18 protein-coding genes, 2 rRNA genes and 1 pseudogene are annotated in these 20,940 nt (G+C 39.7%); 11 read left to right on the forward strand and 10 right to left on the reverse strand.

What is annotated here, in order from left to right:
- The 3 genes from rrf (H4J46_RS07260) to epmA all read left to right on the forward strand — a co-directional run.
- Positions 1–83, forward strand: a 5S ribosomal RNA gene (gene rrf, locus H4J46_RS07260); the annotation flags it as partial.
- 97 nt (positions 84–180) lie between these two features.
- Positions 181–295, forward strand: a 5S ribosomal RNA gene (rrf, locus tag H4J46_RS07265).
- Positions 296–764: 469 nt separating this feature from the next.
- Entirely contained in the window at positions 765–1,742 is a 978-nt protein-coding gene (epmA, locus tag H4J46_RS07270; RefSeq protein WP_182232867.1) for an elongation factor P--(R)-beta-lysine ligase, read from the forward strand.
- 145 nt (positions 1,743–1,887) lie between these two features.
- On the opposite strand, the gene glnG is transcribed toward epmA, so the two are convergent.
- From glnG to glnA, 4 genes are all read right to left on the reverse strand, one after another.
- A complete protein-coding gene (glnG, locus tag H4J46_RS07275) occupies positions 1,888–3,294 on the reverse strand; it encodes a nitrogen regulation protein NR(I) (protein WP_182232868.1) in 1,407 nt (468 codons plus the stop codon).
- Positions 3,294–4,379, reverse strand: a complete 1,086-nt coding sequence (glnL, locus tag H4J46_RS07280) for a nitrogen regulation protein NR(II) (RefSeq protein ID WP_182232869.1) — start codon at positions 4,377–4,379, stop codon at positions 3,294–3,296. The genes glnG and glnL overlap by 1 nt, the downstream gene beginning before the upstream one ends.
- A gap of 76 nt (positions 4,380–4,455) precedes the next feature.
- The gene (locus H4J46_RS07285; protein WP_220462974.1) at positions 4,456–4,983 is read right to left on the reverse strand and encodes a DUF4124 domain-containing protein; all 528 of its coding nucleotides are present in this window, start codon (positions 4,981–4,983) and stop codon (positions 4,456–4,458) included.
- A 112-nt stretch (positions 4,984–5,095) separates the two neighbouring features.
- Positions 5,096–6,502: a glutamate--ammonia ligase gene (glnA, locus tag H4J46_RS07290; protein ID WP_182232870.1), complete on the reverse strand. Its 1,407-nt coding sequence runs from the start codon at positions 6,500–6,502 to the stop codon at positions 5,096–5,098.
- 345 nt (positions 6,503–6,847) lie between these two features.
- Here glnA and typA point away from each other — a divergent pair, with 345 nt between their 5' ends.
- The 4 genes from typA (at position 6,848) to dtd (ending at position 11,216) form a co-directional block, all read left to right on the forward strand.
- Positions 6,848–8,665 (forward strand): translational GTPase TypA, encoded by a 1,818-nt coding sequence (typA, locus tag H4J46_RS07295; RefSeq protein WP_182232871.1) that lies wholly within the window; start codon positions 6,848–6,850, stop codon positions 8,663–8,665.
- A 219-nt stretch (positions 8,666–8,884) separates the two neighbouring features.
- A complete protein-coding gene (locus tag H4J46_RS07300; RefSeq protein WP_182232872.1) occupies positions 8,885–9,748 on the forward strand; it encodes a virulence factor BrkB family protein in 864 nt (287 codons plus the stop codon).
- Between the two features lie 55 nt (positions 9,749–9,803).
- Positions 9,804–10,778 (forward strand): prolyl aminopeptidase, encoded by a 975-nt coding sequence (gene pip, locus H4J46_RS07305; protein ID WP_182232873.1) that lies wholly within the window; start codon positions 9,804–9,806, stop codon positions 10,776–10,778.
- Entirely contained in the window at positions 10,779–11,216 is a 438-nt protein-coding gene (gene dtd / locus H4J46_RS07310; protein ID WP_182232874.1) for a D-aminoacyl-tRNA deacylase, read from the forward strand. It begins immediately after the preceding gene.
- 15 nt (positions 11,217–11,231) lie between these two features.
- On the opposite strand, the gene H4J46_RS07315 is transcribed toward dtd, so the two are convergent.
- A complete protein-coding gene (locus tag H4J46_RS07315; protein ID WP_182232875.1) occupies positions 11,232–12,002 on the reverse strand; it encodes a spermidine synthase in 771 nt (256 codons plus the stop codon).
- A 58-nt stretch (positions 12,003–12,060) separates the two neighbouring features.
- Between H4J46_RS07315 and H4J46_RS07320 the strand changes: the two genes are divergently transcribed.
- The 4 genes and pseudogenes from H4J46_RS07320 (at position 12,061) to H4J46_RS07340 (ending at position 14,766) form a co-directional block, all read left to right on the forward strand.
- Positions 12,061–12,957 carry a bifunctional GNAT family N-acetyltransferase/hotdog fold thioesterase gene (locus tag H4J46_RS07320; protein ID WP_182232876.1) on the forward strand — a complete coding sequence of 299 codons (897 nt, stop codon included), beginning with the start codon at positions 12,061–12,063 and terminating at the stop codon, positions 12,955–12,957.
- Positions 12,958–13,047: 90 nt separating this feature from the next.
- Positions 13,048–13,530, forward strand: a pseudogene (locus H4J46_RS17160) (nuclear transport factor 2 family protein).
- Positions 13,531–13,580: 50 nt separating this feature from the next.
- Positions 13,581–14,462: an SDR family NAD(P)-dependent oxidoreductase gene (locus tag H4J46_RS07335; RefSeq protein WP_182232878.1), complete on the forward strand. Its 882-nt coding sequence runs from the start codon at positions 13,581–13,583 to the stop codon at positions 14,460–14,462.
- 34 nt (positions 14,463–14,496) lie between these two features.
- Positions 14,497–14,766 (forward strand): hypothetical protein, encoded by a 270-nt coding sequence (locus H4J46_RS07340; protein WP_182232879.1) that lies wholly within the window; start codon positions 14,497–14,499, stop codon positions 14,764–14,766.
- A gap of 52 nt (positions 14,767–14,818) precedes the next feature.
- Here the strand turns inward: H4J46_RS07340 and H4J46_RS07345 are convergent, their stop codons facing one another.
- The 5 genes from H4J46_RS07345 to hutU form a co-directional block, all read right to left on the reverse strand.
- The gene (locus tag H4J46_RS07345; RefSeq protein ID WP_182232880.1) at positions 14,819–15,757 is read right to left on the reverse strand and encodes an SPFH domain-containing protein; all 939 of its coding nucleotides are present in this window, start codon (positions 15,755–15,757) and stop codon (positions 14,819–14,821) included.
- The gene (locus H4J46_RS07350) at positions 15,754–16,674 is read right to left on the reverse strand and encodes a stomatin-like protein (protein WP_182232881.1); all 921 of its coding nucleotides are present in this window, start codon (positions 16,672–16,674) and stop codon (positions 15,754–15,756) included. The genes H4J46_RS07345 and H4J46_RS07350 overlap by 4 nt, the downstream gene beginning before the upstream one ends.
- A 68-nt stretch (positions 16,675–16,742) precedes the next feature.
- Complete coding sequence (locus H4J46_RS07355) at positions 16,743–17,195, reverse strand: NfeD family protein (RefSeq protein ID WP_182232882.1); 453 nt, start codon at positions 17,193–17,195, stop codon at positions 16,743–16,745.
- A 343-nt stretch (positions 17,196–17,538) separates the two neighbouring features.
- Positions 17,539–19,083 (reverse strand): histidine ammonia-lyase, encoded by a 1,545-nt coding sequence (gene hutH / locus H4J46_RS07360; protein ID WP_182232883.1) that lies wholly within the window; start codon positions 19,081–19,083, stop codon positions 17,539–17,541.
- A gap of 101 nt (positions 19,084–19,184) precedes the next feature.
- Entirely contained in the window at positions 19,185–20,870 is a 1,686-nt protein-coding gene (hutU, locus tag H4J46_RS07365; RefSeq protein WP_182232884.1) for a urocanate hydratase, read from the reverse strand.
- Positions 20,871–20,940: the final 70 nt, after the last annotated feature.

Here is a 20,940-nt window from a genome sequence, read left to right on the forward strand (position 1 = left end):
TCCCATTCCGAACTCAGAAGTGAAACGTGTTAGCGCCGATGGTAGTGTGGGAGTTCCCATGTGAGAGTAGGACATTGCTAGGCTTCTATTTAGAGAAACCCGTAGCTAACGCTACGGGTTTTTTGTCTAGACCTTATGACTTAGCTAATTTTTAAATTAATTAACTCATAAAGTTTTTTGTCTGATGACAATAGCGACATGGTCCCACCTGATCCCATTCCGAACTCAGAAGTGAAACGTGTTAGCGCCGATGGTAGTGTGGGAGTTCCCATGTGAGAGTAGGACATTATCAGACTCCTATTAGAGAAGCCCGATTCGAAAGAGTCGGGCTTTTTGCTGTCTACTATTTAAATATTATAATAAGCCAATTTGAAATCAATATAGTGACTTAACTCTAATCTACTTGATGTTCTTCTTGCGGTCTAAGCGTTAACTAATAACTGCTTTATAGCATAGACTTACACAACATTAGTACTTTCGTATGTTGTGTATATAAGTAACTAGAGTTAAAGATGAATTTTTCTCTCTTGATATCAGGTCGTTCAAAGTTATCAATGCTGCCAATACTTTGATGAAACTACTGACCAGTGTAAATTATTATTTGAGCACATTTATACGCTTAAATTAATAGTAAATTTACTTACCCGTTTATCAGACTGTGATTAAACTAGCTTAATTTTAACGTGCTGTATTTTTTGCGGTCTGTATTTATTTCGTTTAAAGTATGGCTCTTTTAAATTCTAAGCTTATAGGTAACTGCATTTATGTCATGGCAACCGAGTATGAATTGGTCACATGCCAAGCAACGGGCACAGGTTTTAGGTCACATAAGAGCATTTTTCCTAGCACGAAATGTGATTGAGGTTGAAACCCCAATACTTGCTCATGCAACCGTAACCGATGCACATTTAGATGCTTTCGTAACTCACTATAATTACTCACAAGATAGCCATTGCGATGAGTCGATAAATTTATTTGCCCAAACTTCACCAGAGTTTGCGATGAAGCGCCTTTTAGCCAGTGGCTATGGTTGTTGCTATCAAATTTGTAAAGCGTTCCGCCATGAAGAGCAGGGTCGTTATCATAATCCTGAATTTACTATGTTGGAATGGTATCGAATTGATTTTGATCATTTCCAATTGATGGATGAAGTTGCCACGTTAATAGAATTAATCTTAGGTTGTGACCAAGCTGAACGTATTAGCTACCAAGCACTTTTTATTCAAGAAGTTGATATTGATCCCCTCATGACCAATAAAGAGCAATTAATTGCTCTTATTACTGACCGTGGTAAGTTGAGTGATTGGCTAGAAAAAGAAGACTCACTTGATACTTTACTGCAATTTGTCATGGCTGAGTTAATAGAGCCCAATATAGGTAAAGATGCGCCTTGCTTTGTTTATAATTTCCCAGCAAGTCAAGCATCGTTAGCTAAGATTAGTTCACAGGATCTGCGTGTTGCAGAACGCTTTGAGTGTTACTTTAAAGGTATTGAGCTTGCGAATGGCTTTCATGAGTTAACCGATGCTAAGCAACAAAAATTACGTTTTGGGCAGGATAATGAAATTCGTGCACAATTAGGTAAAGCTAAGCATATGATTGACGAAAATTTTATTTCAGCACTTGAGCATGGTCTGCCATCCTGTGCTGGTGTTGCTCTTGGTATTGATAGACTGATTATGCTTGCTCTATCAGCGAGCAAAATTGATCAAGTTATTACCTTTTCGATAGCAAATGCTTAACCAACATATATGAATGTAATTGCCAAGGGATTGTGTCGGTATAATTACCGAGTGATTTTGTCGTCAATAGCACATTAGCCATTTGTTAAACTGGCTAATGTGCTATTTCTTTCAACTTACATTATTGTGTTACCCGATTCATTAGCTAATCAGGCAGATTTAATTCTTTTAATTTTCTTGTTAAAGTGTTCCTCCCCCATCCTAAGCGTTTGGCCGCTTCTTGTTTATGTCCTTGGGTGTATTTTAAGGCACTTTCTAGCAATATCTTTTCAAATTCAGGTAGGACTTGTTCGATAATATTACTTTTACCTGATGACAGCTCTTTGTCGAGCCAAGTTTTTAAGTTATCTTGCCAGTTATCATGTGAATTTTTCACACTGAGTGGTTTTACATTAAGTTCACTAGGTAAATCTGACATTAAAATTTCTTTACCACTGGCCATAACAGTGAGAAACCGACATATATTTTCTAATTGTCTAACATTACCTGGCCATTCGCATTGCTCTAAATAGTCTAGGGTACTTTTGTGTAATGTTTTAATTTCAACGGCTAATTCTTTTGCCGCCTGTTTTAAAAAGTGTTGTGCTAATTGATTAATATCTTCCTTTCTTTCGCGCAGGCTAGGTATTTGGATCCTAATGACATTGAGTCGATGAAATAAATCTTCACGAAAGTCACTGCTATTAACCCGTTCTTCTAAATTTTGATGCGTGGCGGCAATGATTCTTACATCCACTTTTATCGGGGAATGACCACCGACTCGATAAAATTGACCGTCTGATAGCACTCTAAGTAGTCTTGTTTGAATATCGAGTGGCATATCACCAATCTCATCTAAGAAAAGTGTACCTTGATGCGCTTGTTCGAAACGGCCATGTCTTACGGCATTTGCGCCAGTAAAAGCGCCTTTTTCGTGACCAAATAGCTCTGATTCTATTAAGTCTTTCGGTATAGCAGCCATGTTTAGTGGTATAAAAGGTGCTGATGAACGTGGACTGTGCATATGTAATGCGTGTGCCACGAGTTCTTTGCCCGTACCTGACTCGCCATTGATCAGTACACTAATACTTGAACGAGATAGTCGGCCAATAGTCCTAAATACTTCCTGCATAGATGGCGCAGCGCCAATTATGCCAACAGTGTCAACAGATGGGGTATTAAGTTGTTTTGTTGACTTTAATTCTCTAGCATGAGTTAAAGCTCTTTTGGCCAGAGTCACTGCGTCAGTAATATCAAAAGGCTTTGGTAAATATTCGAATGCTCCACCTTGATAAGCATTTACTGCACTGTCTAGATCTGAGTGAGCGGTCATTATAATGACAGGAATGTGGGCAAACTGGTCATTGATTTTACCTAATAAGGTCATGCCATCAATATTTGGCATACGAATATCAGAAATAATTACCTCGGGTTGGTGATGTTCTAAAGCAATTAAAAGATCTTCTGGATTATGAAACGTACCTACACTTATATTGGCGTTCGACAGGGCTTTTTCTAGCACCCATCTGATTGAACTATCATCATCGACGATCCATACTTGTTCGGTGATCATTAATTTTTCTCACTTTCAAAAGGTATTAAAATAGTAAACTCTGTATGCCCAGGTCGACTTTTACAGGATAATTTTCCATGATGCTGATGGATAATAGTTTGGCAAATGGAAAGTCCTAAGCCGGTACTCGAAGCACTACCTGACACCATAGGATAAAATAATGTACTGCGAATATGCTCCGGTATACCGGGTCCGTTATCAATTATGCTTATTTCTGCACAAAGCTTGATACGCTTGCCATTAATAGTTTTATTGCTTGCTGCACGAGTTTTTAAGGTGATTTTACCTTCACCATTTAATGCTTGCATGGCGTTATGGACAATATTGATAACGGTTTGTTGGAGCTTGTCTTGATCAAAGGTTAATTCAGGTATGGAGGGGTCATAATCACGGGCTAAAGTAATATCCTTGGGGTTATCAAATTTTGACAGTTGAAATACTTTTTCAATCACGATATGAATATTTTGTAACTTCATTAGAGGCCGGTTGTTAGGCCCTAACAAACGGTCAACTAAATTGGTTAATCTATCGGCTTGTTCTATGATCATTGCGGTGTATTCTTTTTGTTCGAGATTAAGTTCTAAATCCAATAATTGTGCTGCGCCGCGCAGGCCACCGAGGGGGTTTTTAATTTCATGGGCAAGACCACGAATAAGGTCGCGTGCAGACTCCCATTGTTGTTGTTGAAATGCTTCTGCACTGATCTGTTTTTGTTGATCAATTTGTTTAAACTCAAGCAAAATGTGTGGACATTGTTCAAAGGTAACTGAAGAGGCAGTAATTTCAACAGTGATTTGTCGCTGATCAAAAAACTCAATCGTTACATCGCTATCACTAAACTCTTGTCCTGTCGTCAGTAGTTGTTGTAAACGATTATTATTAATTGGGGTATTATAAAAAACTTGGTCAATGGGAAGTCGGTATATTTTACTTAAGCTCTTAACTAGCAATGCTTCAGCAGCAGGATTGACATAGCAAATAGCCAGTTCATGGTCTAACACAACAACAGCTGTTACCATTTGGTTAGGTAACGCTTGTTGATAATGCTTTTTTATTTTGTTTAAATTGATCACATTATTAAACATCACTTTTCCTTGCACTAAGATGGTGCGTTAAGTAACGAGTGTAAATAAAGTTGGTGCAATATGCACTGAAATCCGGTTAGTTTGCCTTGTTAACCGATATTCTGTGCATATAAAACGTTACTGGAGAAGACGTTGCAATAACCTTGCCTTTATCATTAAGTAAGGCCATTTTTATTTGATGTTCACCACGGTCAATATTTCGCAGAACAAACATTGAATGTGTTTGTGGCTTCTTATAGGGCTTGTCATCTAAATATAATTGTATGGTAAGACCAAGCTTGAAAATAGGCTTAACTCGTCCTGAAACATAAGCTGAACCCGTATTATCTCTAATGGTAGCTTTGTCCTCGGGTTGAATGATTTCTACTTGATAATTGTTATCTATGGCTTTGGGTTTTATGTCTAAAATTGAGGTATCGATTGAGGATTTTATGGTGTTAGCTTCTTTGACATCTAATTCTACCGCACCAGGTTTAGGGCTATCAGAAAAAACCAGTACTCCTTGCTCGCTGCGCCAGACATAAACTTGAGCTGAGCCTGCAAATACAGCACAAGCCTGCGTTAGCAAGACAATAAAAATGCAAAAACGTGCGGTATGAATCAAAAATAATATTCCTTTTAAAAATATCCAATCTTAATCTATCCAAATAACACCTAATTTACCACAAAAAAAGCTCACCGAAGTGAGCTTTTTACTTATCTATCTATTTGCAACGTTATACGCTGTAGTACATATCAAATTCAACTGGGTGAGTTGTTAAATTCAATAATTCTACTTCGCTACGTTTGATGCCTATGTAGGCCTCGATCATGTCTTTATCCATAACACCCCCTTCAGTTAAGAAGTCCATGTCATTTTCTAAGGCGTCTAATGCTTCAGTTAACGAAGTGGCCACTTGTGGAATTTCTGCTGCTTCTTCCGCAGGTAAGTCATATAGATCTTTATCCATGGCATCACCAGGGTGAATTTTGTTTTTAATACCATCAAGACCAGCCATCAACATAGCTGAGAAGCCTAAGTAAGGGTTCATTGTTGGATCAGGGAAACGAACTTCGATTCGCATGGCTTTTGGTGATGGCACAATTGGAATGCGAATAGATGCAGAACGGTTACGTGCTGAGTAAGCTAGCATTACAGGTGCCTCGAAACCAGGTACAAGGCGCTTGTATGAGTTAGTAGAGGCGTTAGTAAAAGCATTGAGTGCTTTGGCATGCTTGATGATACCACCAACATAGTAAAGTGCCATCTCAGATAATCCGCCGTATTTATCACCAGCGAATAAGTTAACACCGTCTTTAGCAAGAGATTGATGGACATGCATACCTGAACCGTTATCACCTACTAATGGCTTAGGCATGAAAGTTGCTGTTTTACCGTAGGCGTGTGCAACGTTGTGAACAACATATTTATATATTTGCACTTCATCGGCTTTCAATACCATAGTATTAAAGCGACAAGCGATTTCGTTTTGACCTGCAGTAGCGACTTCATGGTGATGCGCTTCAACGACTAAACCCATTTCTTCCATCACTAAACACATGGCTGAGCGAAGATCTTGTGATGAATCTACTGGTGACGTAGGGAAATAGCCGCCTTTTACGCCAGGACGATGTCCCATATTGCCTTCTTCGTATTCTGTACCCGAATTCCAAGACGCTTCTTTATCATCTATTTTATAAAATGAACCACTCATGTCAGTGTGGAAACGAACATCATCAAAAACAAAAAATTCTGGTTCTGGACCAATTAAAACGTTATCTGCAATACCGGTGCTGCGCATGTAATCTTCAGCACGTCTTGCCACTGAACGAGGATCACGGCTATAGCCTTGCATTGTTGTAGGTTCAAGGATGTCACAACGAACATTCAAGGTAACTGCTTCAGTAAAAGGGTCAAGTACCGCAGACTCAGCAATAGGCATCATCACCATGTCTGATTCGTTAATACCTTTCCAACCTTGAATTGAAGACCCATCGAACATTTTTCCGTCTTCAAAAAAATCTTCTGTTACTTGATGATGAGGAATTGAAATATGTTGCTCTTTACCCTTGGTATCAGTAAAGCGTAAATCAACAAATTTGACGTCATGTTCTTTAATTAGATCTAAAACTGCGTTTGACATTGAATGTCTCCAGTGTAGTTAGTACTTAAATACTCAAAAACTTAATTCTCTATTACTTGTGCTTAAGCGAATACTGTGCCAAAGCTAAAGCCATTGAAATATATGATTTTTATATTTTTTATTAATTTAATCTGCACCATCACAGTGCGTTATTTGCTGTATTTTGGTGCGTGTACTCTAATCTGATCATCGGCAGTATAACAACTGAATAATATTTTGTTGGTTATATTTTTCTATTGCGGTGTATTTGCTGAGACTTGTGCTGTATAATATGCGCCCAATTGTAGCCCTATTCGTTAATTTGCCGAAAGTAGCAATAAACGAAAGTAAAAGCGAGTAACGCCAGTGTTAGATAAATTAAGAAATGTGGCAATTATTGCACACGTTGACCACGGAAAAACCACTTTAGTTGATAAATTATTAGAACAGTCCGGTACGCTAGACGCCCGAGGCGGTCTAGAAGAACGTACAATGGACTCAAATGATATCGAAAAAGAACGTGGTATCACAATCTTAGCTAAAAACACGGCTATTAACTGGAATGGCTACCGTGTAAACATCGTAGATACTCCTGGCCATGCTGATTTTGGTGGTGAAGTTGAACGTGTAATGTCAATGGTCGATTCAGTTTTACTGATAGTTGATGCACAAGAAGGCCCTATGCCACAAACGCGTTTTGTTACCAAAAAAGCGTTTGCTCAAGGTTTAAAGCCAATTCTTGTTATTAACAAAGTTGATAAGCCTGGCTCTCGCCCTGATTGGGTTATGGATCAAGTCTTTGAATTATTTGATAACCTGGGTGCAACTGATGAACAACTTGACTTTAAAGTTGTTTACGCTTCAGCAATCAATGGTTGGGCTACGCTTGAAGAAGGCGCAACTGGCACAGACATGACTCCTTTATTTGATACTATTCTTAAAGAAGTGCCAGCACCAATCGCAGATCCTGAAGCTCCATTTCAAATGCAAATTTCTCAACTTGATTACAGCTCTTACTTAGGTGTAATTGGCGTTGGCCGTGTTACACGTGGTTCAGTTAAGCCGAATCAACAAGTGACTATTAAATTAGCGACTGGCAAGGTTCATAACGCTAAAGTAGGTAAAGTGTTTGGTTATTTAGGCTTGGAAAGACTAGATATCGAAGAAGGTTTTGCTGGTGATATTATTGCACTTACTGGCTTAGGCGAATTAAAAATATCTGATACTGTTTGTTGTCCAACAGCTGTTGAAGGTTTACCAGCGTTATCTGTTGATGAACCTACTATCAATATGACGTTCCAAGTTAATACCTCACCATTTTGTGGTAAAGAAGGTAAATATGTTACTTCACGTAACATCAAAGATCGCTTAGAAAAAGAGCTTGTTCATAACGTTGCTTTACGTGTTGAAGAATTACCTGATGCTGATAAATTTAAAGTGTCAGGTCGTGGTGAACTTCACCTAGGTATTTTAATTGAAAATATGCGTCGTGAAGGTTTTGAATTAGCGGTATCACGTCCTGAAGTTATTATTCGTGAAATTGATGGTGAAATACAAGAACCTTACGAAAACGTAACTATTGATGTTGAAGAGCAGCATCAAGGACCTATCATGGAAAGAATGGGTGTTCGTAAAGCTGAATTAACTGATATGGCACCTGATGGAACGGGCCGTATTCGTATGGACTTCATCATGCCAAGCCGTGGTTTGATTGGTTTCCAAACTGAATTTATGACTTTAACTTCAGGCTCTGGCTTAATTTATCATACATTTTTTGAATACGGACCTCACAAGGGTGGTGATATTGGCCAACGTAAAAATGGTGTAATGATCGGTAATGCTACGGGTAAAGCCTTAACTAACGCTATCTTCAACTTACAATCTCGTGGTCGCATGTTGATCGGACACGGTGTTGATATTTATGAAGGTCAAGTTATTGGTATTCATAGTCGTGACAACGACTTAACCGTAAACGCGCTTAAAGGTAAGCAGTTAACTAACGTCCGTTCATCAGGCACTGATGAAGCACAAACGTTAACGCCGCCTATCGTTATGTCACTTGAGCAAGCGCTTGAATTTATTGATAACGATGAGTTGGTAGAAGTAACACCACTAAACATTCGAATTCGTAAGAAATTTTTGAAAGAGAATGACCGTAAGCGTGAAGGTCGTGGAGCAAAATAACCTGATAAGCTAATATTTATATAAAGCCACCTAAAGAAATTTAGGTGGCTTTTTTTTTCAATGTTGTAAAAAAAGCCTCGAATAGTTCTAAATACCTCTAAATTCTTTCATAGATAACCTTGATGACGTTAGGCCTAAGGTAAAATTATTGAGATTATGACTACCGTTATTTTAGTCATTGCCTTAAAATAAATATAATGGTTCTAACTAGTAATTTATATGCACCCGAGAATAGAAGAAATAAAGCAGCATAGCTACGTCAAATCAATACTTGGCTTTTTGTTATTGTTTTTTAAAAATTTTCAAAAAGAACGTATTCATGTCACTGCCGGCTATTTATCTTATGTTACCTTGATGTCTTTGGTGCCTTTGATGGTGGTGATGTTATCGGTGATGACCGCTTTCCCTATTTTTTCTGAAATAAGAGAATTGATAGAAAATTTTATCTATCAGAACTTTGTCCCAGCTTCTGGTGATGTTGTGCAAGAGCATATTACTGGCTTTGTCAGCAACGCCTCTAAAATGTCGGCTATAGCTATTACTGCGCTATTTATTTTTGCCATGTTACTTATTTCAGCGATTGATCAATGTTTAAATAAATTATGGCGAGTAAATGAAAAACGTCGAATCATCACTTCATTTTCAATGTATTGGATGGTGTTAAGCTTAGGTCCGGTATTAGTGGGGAGTAGTTTGGTCATGACCTCCTATATTCTGTCTTTGGTATCGATAGGGGATTATGATTTATTAGGGCTAAGCAATATTGCTGTTCAAGCTCTGCCGTTAGTCGCTTCAATAGCCGCTTTTTTTATTTTATATATGGTAGTGCCCAATAAGGTAGTTCCTGCTAGATTTGCGCTTGCGGGTGCGACCTTAGCCGCGGTTTTATTTGAGATAGCAAAAAAATCTTTTGCAATTTATGTGACACAACTTCCTTCTTATGAGGCTATATATGGTGCATTATCAAGTATTCCTATTCTATTTTTATGGGTATACTTGAGCTGGTTTGTAGTGCTTGTTGGGGCATTATTTACCGTGTCATTAGAAGATTATGACAGCAAAAAAAAAGCAAAATCATCTTAGCAAGATGCTGATTAAATATAAGTAAACTGAATAGATTATCTATAAGGAGCGGTATATGTCTAGAGTGCTTTTCCCCAATATTGCGGTTTATCAACAACAATGGCTTGATGTTGGAGATGGACATCAACTCTACCTCGAGCAGTCAGGTAACCCCAATGGTATTGCCGTGGTATATCTACATGGTGGCCCTGGCGGCGGTACCAGTAAAGATCATCGCCGATACTTTGATCCCGACAAGTATCGTATTATTTTATTTGACCAACGCGGTTGTGGACGCTCTACACCATCGCCCAGTGTTCGCCAAAATACTGCCGCGCATTTAGTTGCTGATCTTGAGCTAATCCGTCAACATTTAAGCATTTCATATTGGTTAGTTACCGGAGGTTCATGGGGCACAACTTTAGCATTGCTTTATGGCATTCAATATCCTGAAACCGTGTTGGGCTTTATTTTAAGAGGAGTTTTCCTTGGCACAACAGCTGAATACGACTGGTTGTATGGTCAAGATGGCGCCGCCGTATTTTTTCCTGAATATTACCGAGAATTTACCGAGCAACTTATCGACGTTAAAGCTGATAATATTGTTCAAGGCTATTATGATGTACTGACTGGAAGCAATGAAATTGCCGTTATTGCCGCCAGTAAAGCTTGGTGCTTATGGGAGCTTAGGTTGTCAACCATTGAACATCACCCTATTGATATCCATCACATAGAAGATTCACATCAAGCCTTATGTATGGCGAAAATATCGAGCCATTATTTTGTCAATAAATGTTTTATTGAGGAGGGCCTGATTTTAGCGTCGATTGAAAAAATTAAAGCGATACCAGCGATTATTTTACATGGCCGCTACGACATGGTTTGCCAATTGGGTAACGCGGATCAGTTGGTGCAAAAATGGCCGAATGCACAATTACAAATATTACCCAAAGCAGGGCATAGCGGCTTTGAATCTCAAACGATTGATGGCTTTTGCAAAGCAACAGACACTATGGCTAATTTTATTGCAGAACGCAGAGAACTTGATTAAATGATAGCCTTGATGCAAAGAGTATCCGAAGCAAGTGTTAGCGTTAATCATAATGTTGTGGGAGAAATCGAGCAGGGGTTGTTGGTGTTTTTAGCCATTGAGCCTGCAGATACCCAAGCAAAGGCTAAGCGCTTAGCTGAACGTGTTGCCGGTTACCGAATTTTTGCTGATGATGAGGGTAAAATGAATTTAAATGTTCAGCAAGTCGGAGGTGAAATATTAGTCGTTTCACAGTTTACTTTAGCGGCGAATACCACAAAAGGAATGCGACCGAGCTTTACTCGTGCAGCACCGCCAAAATTGAGTGCCGCGCTATATCAATATTTTTGTCAGCAATTGCGCGATCTTGGTTTTAGAACTCCCACAGGAGTTTTTGGTGCTGATATGCAGGTGCGATTATTAAATGACGGTCCGGTAACGATAAATCTGCAAAATTAATACAAATAATACTTACTAGTTAGCGCTCATGTGATGACTAAAAAATTTTCGCCATCTAAGGTATTGTGTTGCTGGTAGGTAGGATGTCTTTGAACGCTTTTTTAGGTTATCTATCACCCAATGCTTTGGCAACAAATGAATAATCACATTGAGATAGCGTGGAATATGAAAGTAGATAATATGATGCGAACTTTGTAGTTGCCTTAAAATGGTCAAGCATAAGTTAATTTCTTGATCGTCAAGGTCAGGCAAATTAAGAGTTAAACAAGCATCCTCTTGTAAGTTATCTATCAGCGCGGTTAACAGCGCAACTCGACTTTGAAAACTATTAGCATGGTGTTGATAAACATCACAAATTAACCAATCAGCGGTTGACTTTGCTGGACATTGTCTTTGTTGCAGCCAAGCTAAGGCTTCGCTATTTTCAATCACTATCTGCTGTTGTTGCGGATTAAAATAATGTTGAAAGCATTCGATCACCGCTTGAGACAGTTCGATACTCGTGACTTGGATATTAGGCTGTAGCGCACTTAAGAATCGACTCAAATTTCCGCCACCAAGACCCAATTCTACCACCTGATTTGGTTGAAAAAACAATAAAGGCATTAAAGCCGCGTAGTGATGAGGCAAGGTTAGTTTGTTGGGACACCGTAAATGCATAACACTTTGAATAACGTCGTCAAATGCTAACCAGCGATAATGGGTATTTTCACTAATGGCTATTCGGTCTGTAGTGTTACTAAGGTACACTAGTTGACCTTGGTTAACATGTTGGTTAAGTTTCACGTGTTGTTAAATTCCTGAAATAAATATATTTCACTTGCCATAAGATGAATAATAGACGATGTACAAATGTAGAGCGCCAAAAAATCAAGCTGAACTAGCACAATATTACCAACTACGCTGGCAAGCACTTCGCCAGCCATCGCAACAAGCTATGGGTAGCGAAAAAGATGAGCTTGAGGAGCAATCATACCATCGGGTCATCGTGGACGATATGGATAACATTGTTGGTGTTGGGCGATTACACAATGTTAGTCAAGCGCAAGCACAAATTCGCTATATGGCGATCAGTGATCCTGTCCGTGGTCAAGGGCTGGGTAAATTACTGATTAGTGAGTTGGAACGGATTGCAGCAGAAGTTGGGGTGAAAACCATAGCGTTAAATGCGCGCGTTAATGCGATTAGTTTTTATCAGCGACTTGGTTATAGTGATGAAGGATATTCACATACACTTTTTGGTGACGTAAAGCACAACAAAATGATTAAGAGCATAGTAAAACCCGATAGTCATTTAGCTGAACTTGCCGACAACTTACAACAACTTTGGCATCAAACTATTCCGCTTAGTAAAGCCATGAATATTAATATTTGCTATTTTGATCAACAAAAACTGCGCACTAATTGTGAGCCAAACTTTAATAAAAATCTTCATAATACGATGTTTGCAGGCAGCATTTATACTTTGGCAACCCTAACAGGTTGGGCTTGGGTGTATTTGGCTCTGCAAGCACAAGCACAGCAAGCTGACATTGTATTAGCGGAAGGAAATATTCGCTATATTGCGCCGCTGCTTGGTGTTGCCTATGCCCAAACGTCGTTAAATCGAGTTACGGGTAGCTTAGAGCCATTACTAGATGGGAAAAATGCTCGCTTTAATATCGAAGTTGAAGTGTGTTGTGATGATAAGGTGGTAGCACTTTTTACCGGAGCTTATGTCGCCATGGCAAAACGACAATAACCTGTTGGCTGTGGTACTCAAGGTAATAACCTTGCTCGCATAACACTATTTCTGAGTTATTATTGAGTGAAAAATTAAAAGTAGATCAATATGTATAAAATTTTTGTCGGATTTATATTTTTCAGCTTCTTTGCCACGGCAACTGTGCCGGTAAACAGCGAACTGAATGCGGTATTAAATAGTTTTCATCAAGCGGCAGGCGAAGCTAACCATAAAAAATATCTTGGCTTATTGGCAGAAGATGCTATTTTTTTGGGTACAGACAGTGCTGAACGTTGGAATAAAAGCGAATTTTCAGCTTTTGTAAAACCTTATTTTAGTTAAGGTAAAGGTTGGTTATATCAGCCAGTTAAACGTCATATAACACCAACTCAAGCGCGTAATATTTTCTTTTTTGATGAGTTGCTGGAAAATAAAAATTATGGCCGGTGTCGTGGCAGTGGTTTGTTAATTAACACTGAAAATGGATGGAAAATATTGCAATATAATTTATCTATTCTGGTGCCAAATGCTATTGCTCTGCAGGTGGTCGCGTCTATTAAGGGCTATCAAGCCACTACTATTACAAAATAAAGTCAGCTTAATCATCACGGTTAGTGGTGTAATTTTATGGAGAGATTTTAATGACCAGTGTTAGTATTATTGGCTGTGGTTGGTTAGGGCAGGCGTTAGCGCAACGTTTACTTGCCAGCGATACCAAGCTTATTGCCAGCTACCAATCAGCGCAAAGCTATGACAAACTTAAGGCGCTTAATATTCCAGCCACTCAGCTTACTTTACCGCTTGTTGATGATGTGATGAGCTGTAAGCAACTAGATAATATTGCTGGCGTTGACCCCAAATTATTTCAACAAAATGTGCTGATTATTGCCATACCACCCCAGTTGAAAAAAGGTCGGGTAGATTATCCCTTGAAAATTCAACAGCTAGTGCATCTGGCTGAACTTGGCAAAACTCAACATATCATTTTATTGAATTCGACAGCCATCTATAATGGTTTAGTGGGTAAAGTAGATGAAGCCAGTCAGTTAAATATGAATGCTGAAAAAGTCGCTAGCTTACTGGCAGCAGAGCAAGCGGTTAAAAGCTTCTCTAAACGAGTGCATATTTTAAGGTTAGCTGGATTGGTTGGGCCTGATCGACATCCAGGTAAATTTTTACAAGCAAAGCGTGTTTTTGAAAATGCTAGTGCGACAGTGAACCTGGTTCACCAAACCGATGTCGTGAATATTCTAGACAATCTTATTCATCTTGATAGTGCTGATAGTAAACAAAGCATTTATAATGTGGTCAGTAATACCAATAGCGATCGCCAAGGTTATTATCAGCTAGCCGCGCAAGCCTTAAATTTACCGATACCACAATTTGCCATCGAGCAAGAGCAAAGCTCAGGTAAAAAAATTATTGGTGTCACATTGCGTGACGAATTGGCTTATCACTATTGGCATGACGACTTATTATCTTGGTTAAAAAAGTCTGCCCCCATCGACTTAGATAGCGCTTAACCTGTGGTTTTGAAGAGATTAAGGTGTAAAAACTATGGCAAATAATGTCATGACCAAAATGTTAAAAGCAATTTATCAATATAAAATGACCTTGTTATTTTTTATTTTGTGGGCGCATGTTTCATTGTTGAATTTATTTTATGTTAATTACCGTGGGCCGATTTTTCTCTGGCAAGAAAATAGCGAATTACGGACTATTCAAACACATTTTTTAATTGCCTTAATCACAACAGTGTTCTTTGTAGCTATCACAAAATTAAGAAAAATAAGCGGTAATAAAGCGTTTAAAACCAATGGAAAATAGCCAATAAAAAACCCGACTTTATTATGTCGGGTTTTTGCCTACTTAAGCTGTGCTAGGGTTTATTGTGAATACCTGCCGTTGTTAGCCATTGTTTAAAATCAAGCAAATTCGCGGGTAGAATAACTTTGGTTGATGGTTGACTCAAGCCTTTCATCTGTTGCAGGTATTGCTCACTTAATTGCATATCTAAAGCTTGTTGACCACCAGGTTGCTCAATAACTGCCGCTAACTTACTAATAGAGTCGCCAGTGGCTTGTGCAATCGCCAATATTTCCGCCGCCTTACCTTCAGCCGAGTTAATTCTGCGCTGCTTTTCACCTTCAGACAAATTAATCAATTCGGTCATTTTTCCTTCAGAACGATTAATGCGGCTGGCTCTATCACCTAAACTTTTGGCTAAAATGGCGCGGCGTTCACGTTCAGCGTTAACCTGCATTTCCATCGCATTGCGAACGGTCATTGGTGGGGTAATGTTTTTAATTTCGTAGCGGTGTACTTTTATGCCCCAGCTTTCGCCAGCTTTATCAAGCACCTCTACGACTTTCGCACTAATGACATCACGCTCTTCAAAGGTACGATCCAACTCTAAAGTACCGATGACTGAGCGGGTAGTGGTTTGGGCAAGTTGCATAGCAGCGAAGCGGTAGTCCGTTATACCGTAGCTTGCCTTTACGGCATCAATTACCTGGATGTAAATAACACCATCAACTTCGACGTAAACTTCATCTTTTGAAAAGCACTCTTGAGGTGGCACATCTATGGTTTCTTCTTTTTGGTCTTGAATAAATGCCACGCGATCAATAAAAGGTAAGAGTAAATGAAAGCCCGCTTCTAAGGTGCAACGATACTTCCCTAAGCGTTCAATAATATAAACTGATTTTGTCGGTACTAAACAAATAGCTTGGAAAAACTTAAAGGCTAGAAACAAGAAGATAAATGCCCAAATAGCCAATACCGCTAAATCGATAGTGTTTGCATCAATAGCTATCATGATTTTTCTCCTTGAATATTTTGTGTTACTTTTTCCATACCTTGAAAAAAGCCTTCTAATTTAGCCACTTCGTTTGGCACGATTGAAACATCAGCATTTTGGAGAATATTACCGGTTTGGGCAATAAACTGTTCTAATAAACGCATTTTTATCGCTTTTTCGCCACCTGGCTGGGCTGCTGCTTTGGCAATGAAGTTAATACCTTCTGCCGAAGCTTGCGTAAGGATCGCTATCTCTTGTGCTCGGCCATGGGCTTCGTTAATTTGTTTTTGTTTATCGCCTTCAGACAAGTTGATCGCTTCTTGGCGGACACCTTCGGATAGATTAATCGTCGACTCTTTTTCCGCTTCTGCTAAGGTAATTTCAGCACGCTTTTGCCGCTCAGCTTCCATTTGTTTTTCTAGGGTATGAATAACATTGTCAGAGGGGGTAATATTGCGCACTTCATAGCGTAATACTTTAATGCCCCAAGGGTCTGAGGCTTTATCAATTTCACGCACAATAGTTTCATTTAGAGTGTCGCGCTCAGAAAATGTTTGGCTTAAGTTTAATTTACCAATTTCAGAACGCATGGTTGTTTGCGCTAAATTAACGCTAGCGCGACGGTAATCTTCAATACCATAACTGGCTTTAGCACCATCCATTACTTGGATATAGACTAAGCCGTCAACATTAATTTGAATATTGTCGCGTGAAATACAACTTTGCGCCGGTATATCCAACACTTGCTCACGGGTTTCATGACGATAAGCGACGCGGTCAATAAAAGGGATTAAAAAATGCAGCCCCGGTGGCGTAATGGCGCGAAATTTTCCTAAACGTTCTATGACACAAACCTCTTTCATTTGCACTATGAGTACTAGCTTGACGACAATAAATAGTAATGCTAGAAAAATAAAGGTAACCGTAGCTAACATAAGGATGCTCCTGCTCTTATTTTATAGTTTTTAAATGGCTTTAAATTGAGGCGTTAACCTCCATGGTCTTATCTGATAGGTTCAACCACTAAAGAAATGTTTTCTTTACAAACAATAGTGGCTTCACTACCCGCTTGGATAATAGAGCCATCACTTAACGCCGTCCATGTTGTGCCTTGATACTCAACTCTACCTGCTTGTGTACCTGGGCCTATTTGTTCGAGTACATGTACTTTTTTACCATAAATATCGACTTCTTCATAAATATTTTCAACAATCGTTTCACCAGCAAAAAATCGCTCGGTAATAAAATAAACTAAAATCAGTAAAAATGTTGCGAGGATGAACCAGGTGGTGAGGGTTAATACCCAAGTATCAAGTATTTGTTGTTGCACACCGACAGCGACAAGCAATGATGCTATGCCTAAATTAAGTAAAATACCGCCTGGAACAAAAATCTCTAAACAGGCGAACAAAATAGCTAGGATGAGCCAAGTTTCAAAAAACAGTATGTATTCCATTGCCACCTCTATGATGTATATGCGGTTAATTTGACGTTAACAGAGATCCATTTAAAGTAGCAAGTACGACATATTATGTCAAGTAATTCAAGTTATAGGTAATTATGTGAAAGAAAGCTGGCGCTAAGTATTATTTGATAAATTAAGTTATCAATCAGGTATAAGTATGGTTTAGTTAATGAAGGAACTAATGCCTGACAAGGCAGGATGTCTGAGAAAAGCCTAAACATCGTCACTCTTTCACATCCATGTGATCGCAACATACCGTTCATCCTGAACATAAAAAAGCCAAACATGGATGTTTGGCTTGATACAGTTAACTTAAATTTAACTAGAACTGGAACTAGAAGCTAGGTAATAAGGCTTCAGGCATGAAATTGTTGAACTCACCTTCAGCAATAATCGACGATGCGTCAGCAATATCTGGGGCAAAGTATCTGTCTTTATCATAAAAACTGACAACTTGACGTAAAATTGATTTAGCCAATTCAACATTTTTAGAACCTTTTAATGGCGCTCTAAAATCTAGACCTTGTGCGGCCGCCAAGTATTCAACAGCTAGCACACCGTTAGTATTTTCAGCCATATCAGCAAGACGACGACCGGCAAAGCAAGCCATTGAAACGTGATCTTCTTGGTTTGCTGAAGTGGGTAAGCTATCAACAGAGGCTGGATGTGCTAATGATTTATTTTCTGAGGCTAAAGCGGCAGAGGTGACTTGTGCAATCATAAAGCCAGAGTTTATCCCGCCATTATCAACTAAAAACGCCGGTAATTTACTGAGGTTTGCATCGATTAATAATGCCATTCTACGCTCTGATATTGAACCAATTTCGGCAATCGCTAACGCTAAGTTATCTGCTGCCATGGCAACAGGCTCTGCATGGAAGTTACCCGCAGAGATAAAGTCACCTTCGTTGGCGAAAACTAACGGGTTATCGGTCACACCGTTGGCTTCAACATGGAGTACTTCAGCCGCTTGGCGAATTTGTGTTAAACATGCGCCCATCACTTGTGGCTGACAACGCAGTGAGTAAGGGTCTTGCACTTTTTCACAATCAAGATGCGAAGAGCCTATGGCTGAGTTGTGGTCTAAGATGTGACGGTATGCGCGAGCGACATCGATTTGTCCGCGTTGACCACGAGCTTGATGTACGCGATCATCAAAAGGGGCGCGAGAACCCATGGCCGCTTCAACTGACATAGAGCCAATAACCACACCAGCAGCAAATAAGTCTTCCGCGTGAAATAAGCCTTCTAATGAAAATGCCGTTGACGCTTGTGTGCCATTGAGTAGTGCTAAACCTTCTTTTGCTGCTAAGGTCATTATCTCAAGACCGGCTATTTTTAAGCCTTCAACCGCTGAAATAACTTCATCGTTATGCGACATTTCGCCTTCACCCAATAAGGGTAATACCATATGAGAAAGCGGTGCTAAATCACCAGAAGCACCAACAGAGCCTTTTTTAGGTACACATGGATAGACTTCTGCGTTTAATAGAGTAATTAACGCTTGAATAACTTCTAAGCGAATACCAGAAAAACCGCGTGATAAGGAGTTGATTTTTAATACCATCATTAAACGAACAGTAGCATCATCCATATACTCGCCAAAGCCGGCAGAGTGAGACAATACGATTGAGCGCTGTAATAATTCTAATTGGTCATTTTGGATACGGGTACTGGCAAGTAAACCAAAGCCGGTATTAATACCGTAAACCACGCGATCTTCCGCGATAACTTTTTGCACCGCTTCAGCACTTTTGTTAATACCTTCAAAGGCACTTTCATCTAAGCTAAATTGTATACCTTCATACTTTGTTACGGCGCGTAATTGTTTTAGTGTAAGCTGGCCTGGAATAATATTTAATGTGTTAATTACTAACATGTTGTCTGTCCTATTTTTAAATTTTTATGAATTCAATGAAAACTGCACCAAGATCATCGTTAAAAAAGGTGCAATTATGCGTTAAGCTAAACAGGTTGTTACTAAACCTTGCCGTTAGCACCATCAATCATAGGTAGGTCTAGGCCTTGTTCTTTTGCACAATCAATTGCAATGTCGTAACCGGCATCGGCATGACGCATAACACCGGTAGCAGGGTCGTTCCATAATACACGACTAATGCGTTTTGCCGCGGCATCGGTACCATCAGCGACAATAACTACACCAGAATGCTGACTAAAGCCCATGCCTACGCCACCACCGTGATGTAGGCTGACCCAAGTAGCTCCGCCTGAAGTTGACAACAAGGCATTGAGCAGTGGCCAATCAGATACCGCGTCAGAGCCATCAAGCATGCTTTCAGTTTCACGATTGGGTGAAGCAACTGAGCCAGAGTCTAAGTGATCACGCCCAATGACAACGGGTGCTGATAATTCGCCAGTTTTTACCATTTCGTTAAAGGCTAATGCTAAGCGAGCACGGTCTTTTAAACCTGCCCAACAAATACGAGCAGGTAAGCCTTGAAAAGCAATACGTTCACGCGCCATATCTAACCAGTTATGTAAGTGTGGATTGTCTGGAATAAGCTCTTTCACTTTGGCGTCAGTTTTATAGATATCTTCTGGATCACCGGATAATGCTACCCAGCGAAAGGGTCCAATGCCTTCACAAAATAGTGGTCTAACATAAGCAGGGACGAAGCCAGGAAAATTAAAGGCATTTTTCACCCCTTCGTCTAAGGCCATTTGACGAATGTTGTTACCGTAATCTGTGGTAGCAGCACCAGCTGCTTGTAGATCAAGCATGGCTTGTACTTGCACAGCCATTGAATGTTTAGCGGCTTTTACAACCCCAGCTTCGTCTTCAAGACGCATTTTTTCCGCTTGCGCCATGCTCCAGCCTTGTGGTAAATAACCGTTGAGCGGATCATGTGCTGAAGTTTGGTCTGTGACGATGTCGGGGGTAACACCACGTTTAACTAATTCAGGGAAAATATCAGCAGTATTACCTAATAAACCCACAGAGATGGCTTCGCCATTTGCTGTGGCATCATTAATCATTGCTAATGCTTCATCTAACGAGGTGGCTTTTTTATCAACGTAGCGGGTCTTTAGGCGAAAATCGATACGAGACTCATCACATTCAACAACTAATGCAGAAAAGCCCGCCATAGTTGCTGCTAGTGGTTGAGCTCCACCCATGCCACCTAAACCACCAGTAAGTACCCATTTACCTTTAGCGTTACCAGCAAAGTGCTGTTTTGCCATGGCGACAAAAGTTTCATAAGTGCCTTGCACTATGCCTTGCGAGCCAATGTATATCCATGAACCGGCGGTCATTTGGCCATACATCATTAAACCTTGTTTATCTAACTCATTAAAGTGCTCCCAATTTGCCCAGTGTGGCACTAAGTTTGAGTTAGCAATTAATACCCGTGGTGCATCGGCGTGAGTTTTAAAAACGCCAACCGGCTTACCTGATTGCACCATCAAGGTTTCGTCATCCTCTAGGCGATCCAATGTTTCTATAATTTTGTCGTAACATGCCCAATTACGTGCAGCACGGCCGATACCACCATAAACCACTAATGACTGTGGGTGTTCGGCAACTTCTTCATCTAAATTATTCATTAGCATGCGTTTTACCGCTTCAGTTAACCAGCTTTTTGCGGTGATTTTACTGCCACGTGCGGCACGAATTTTACGGCTAGTGTCGATTCTATTATTCATTGTCATGGTGGACCTCTACAAATGTAACTTGTTGACTGAAATGAGAATTTTTCTCTCTTCAATATGCGTA

Origin of the sequence: Colwellia sp. MB02u-6 (assembly GCF_014077095.1) — a bacterium.
In the GTDB taxonomy this organism is placed as follows: domain Bacteria; phylum Pseudomonadota; class Gammaproteobacteria; order Enterobacterales; family Alteromonadaceae; genus Cognaticolwellia.

What these genes read in the sequence shown, in the direction of transcription:
- H4J46_RS07345 (WP_182232880.1), bottom strand. Translation starts at nt 15,757, where the DNA reads ATGATAGCTATTGATGCAAACACTATCGATTTAGCGGTATTGGCTATT.
- dtd (WP_182232874.1), top strand. Translation starts at nt 10,779, where the DNA reads ATGATAGCCTTGATGCAAAGAGTATCCGAAGCAAGTGTTAGCGTTAAT.
- hutU (WP_182232884.1), bottom strand. Translation starts at nt 20,870, where the DNA reads ATGAATAATAGAATCGACACTAGCCGTAAAATTCGTGCCGCACGTGGC.
- epmA (WP_182232867.1), top strand. Translation starts at nt 765, where the DNA reads ATGTCATGGCAACCGAGTATGAATTGGTCACATGCCAAGCAACGGGCA.
- H4J46_RS07340 (WP_182232879.1), top strand. Translation starts at nt 14,497, where the DNA reads ATGGCAAATAATGTCATGACCAAAATGTTAAAAGCAATTTATCAATAT.
- pip (WP_182232873.1), top strand. Translation starts at nt 9,804, where the DNA reads ATGTCTAGAGTGCTTTTCCCCAATATTGCGGTTTATCAACAACAATGG.
- H4J46_RS07335 (WP_182232878.1), top strand. Translation starts at nt 13,581, where the DNA reads ATGACCAGTGTTAGTATTATTGGCTGTGGTTGGTTAGGGCAGGCGTTA.
- glnL (WP_182232869.1), bottom strand. Translation starts at nt 4,379, where the DNA reads ATGTTTAATAATGTGATCAATTTAAACAAAATAAAAAAGCATTATCAA.
- hutH (WP_182232883.1), bottom strand. Translation starts at nt 19,083, where the DNA reads ATGTTAGTAATTAACACATTAAATATTATTCCAGGCCAGCTTACACTA.
- glnA (WP_182232870.1), bottom strand. Translation starts at nt 6,502, where the DNA reads ATGTCAAACGCAGTTTTAGATCTAATTAAAGAACATGACGTCAAATTT.
- H4J46_RS07300 (WP_182232872.1), top strand. Translation starts at nt 8,885, where the DNA reads ATGCACCCGAGAATAGAAGAAATAAAGCAGCATAGCTACGTCAAATCA.
- glnG (WP_182232868.1), bottom strand. Translation starts at nt 3,294, where the DNA reads ATGATCACCGAACAAGTATGGATCGTCGATGATGATAGTTCAATCAGA.
- H4J46_RS07350 (WP_182232881.1), bottom strand. Translation starts at nt 16,674, where the DNA reads ATGTTAGCTACGGTTACCTTTATTTTTCTAGCATTACTATTTATTGTC.
- H4J46_RS07355 (WP_182232882.1), bottom strand. Translation starts at nt 17,195, where the DNA reads ATGGAATACATACTGTTTTTTGAAACTTGGCTCATCCTAGCTATTTTG.
- H4J46_RS07320 (WP_182232876.1), top strand. Translation starts at nt 12,061, where the DNA reads ATGTACAAATGTAGAGCGCCAAAAAATCAAGCTGAACTAGCACAATAT.